We start from the raw sequence: 1,912 nt of genomic DNA on the forward strand, positions 1-1,912 counted from the left end.
GGTGGGCATTTGAGGTTACGGCTGGCTAGTTTGAGTTCAGCTGTTTGCGTTGCTTGCCCCTTAATGCGGCGTTATGTAACCGTAGAGAAAAAGACCACAATATATTGAAAGTTAAAGTGTTTTTATGATTGTTCTAATTTCAATGTCGATTTTCTCTGAGTGGGTTTCGTGCATGTTGATTTAGCTTTCGGCTTCTTTATTCTTCGAATCTTCAGTTTGTTGTTAATGATTCAGTGGGTTTGCGATAAGTTTGGTGGCAGTCATTTTTTTCTTTGAACTAGGGCTCGCAGTTTCGTTGTTGCCACGCAAATTCTACTGGGTTACTGCTAATTTTTCATGTAAGTTAAACGATATTTGGCAATGCTGTTCTTTGTAATGCTTTGAAATAGTTAGCAAAGTTACATAACAAAGCATTCAAGAGGGACAGTCAACGCGTGGCAGTTTTGGTTTGGTTGGCATTTGAGGTGACGGCTGGCTAGTTTTAGTTTAGTTGTTTGCGTTGCCTGCCCCTTAATGCGGCGTTATAAGCCTGATCGTGTTCAAATTTCTTACTACTAAACTTGATAGTTTCATTGGAATGCATAAATGTGTATATTTTTTAGGAGGCATGTATGCCAAAAATATATGAATATTTAGGGATAATTTTGTTTTTTTACAGTAATGAACATGAGCCAATTCATATTCATGGAAAATTTCAAGGAAGAGAATCGAAAGCGGAGATTCACTTAAAGAATGGACGTATTGCTAAAATTGTTATAAAGGATAGAGGGGCTGGCTTAGATTTAAAGAAGCGAAACGAATTCCAAGAGTTTGTTCATTGCTATGCTGATGATATAGTAAATAAGTGGATTGATTATTTTGTTAAGAAAAAGAGTATAACTCCAATCACAGTTACTAAGAAGGTTAAAAATGTACGAGTTATCAGTGGTTAAAGCTAAACATGTTACAGGCCATATATTAGAAATTGAGTTTAGTGATAAGCATGTTTCTGTAGTCGATTTTGCTCCTTTCATTTTTAGTAATGGTCATCCTGACTATGACAAGTATAAAGATGTTTCCCAATTCTTACAGTTTGAATTGTTGGATGGTAATTTAAATTGGGATGATTATACGATGATATTCCCAATTGAAGACTTATATAAAAATTCCTTGTAACAGGCTTATAACAAAGCATTTAAGAGGGACAATCAACGCGTGGCATTTTTGGTTTGGGTCGGCATTTGAGGTGATGGCTGGTTAGTTTGAGTCCAGCTGTTTGCGTTGCTTGCCCCTTAATGCGGCGTTAGGCGATGTTCGTGAAATTAAACAAATCATTCGTTGATTCTTAATCGTGATTCTTTGAATTGTTTCATTTAATCAATAAGTTGTTGGAGTTATCAAGTTAGTAGCCAAAGAAAATATTATCAATTTTCTGTTCTCATAAAAGTTAACGATCGAGTCTGTTCATATTTGATAAGCTTTGTGCTTCTCGTTCTTCGAGTCTTAAGTTCATCCTTAACAGTTGAGTGATTTTGCGATGAGCTTGGTGGCCGTGATTTTTTATTTGAACTAGACCATGAGTTTCGTTGTTGGCAAGTGAATATTACAGGGTCAATGTTAAACTCACATGTTGTTTTAATTTGGTTTGTTCTGATGTTTCTTTGGTAAGGGATTGAAATAGTTTATAAAATCGCCTAACAAAGCATTTAAGAGGGACAATCAACGCGTGGCATTTTGGGTTCGGGTTGGCATTTGAGGTTACGGCAGGTTAGTTTGAGCGCAGTAGTTTGCGTTGCTTGCCCCTTAATGCAGCGTTATGACTCATTCAGATTCAGTAAAACAACTTTACATCACGATAGAAGTTTTCGTGTGAACCAAGCGCTATCAATTCGAGGGTAACGGTGCCATCTTGGTAGCTGTAACCGAGCAGAGT

At 36.9% G+C, this 1,912-nt stretch carries 3 protein-coding genes; 2 read left to right on the forward strand and 1 reads right to left on the reverse strand.

The features are described 5' to 3' along the window. Positions 1-611 precede the first annotated feature (611 nt). Entirely contained in the window at positions 612-932 is a 321-nt protein-coding gene (locus tag EXA13_RS16450; RefSeq protein WP_238105796.1) for a DUF4160 domain-containing protein, read from the forward strand. Continuing rightward, a complete protein-coding gene (locus EXA13_RS16455; protein ID WP_238105797.1) occupies positions 925-1,155 on the forward strand; it encodes a DUF2442 domain-containing protein in 231 nt (76 codons plus the stop codon). Before EXA13_RS16450 ends, EXA13_RS16455 begins: the two co-directional genes overlap by 8 nt. A gap of 655 nt (positions 1,156-1,810) precedes the next feature. Here the strand turns inward: EXA13_RS16455 and EXA13_RS16460 are convergent. Beyond that, a partial coding sequence (locus EXA13_RS16460) for a type II toxin-antitoxin system RelE/ParE family toxin (protein ID WP_346346952.1) occupies positions 1,811-1,912 on the reverse strand: 102 nt, incomplete at its 5' end.

The sequence above is a fragment of the Vibrio cincinnatiensis genome (genome assembly GCF_022113815.1).
GTDB classification, from domain to species: Bacteria; Pseudomonadota; Gammaproteobacteria; order Enterobacterales; family Vibrionaceae; genus Vibrio; species Vibrio cincinnatiensis_A.

Coding starts and splice junctions, on each gene's coding strand:
- EXA13_RS16450 (WP_238105796.1), top strand. CDS start 612: ATGCCAAAAATATATGAATATTTAGGGATAATTTTGTTTTTTTACAGT.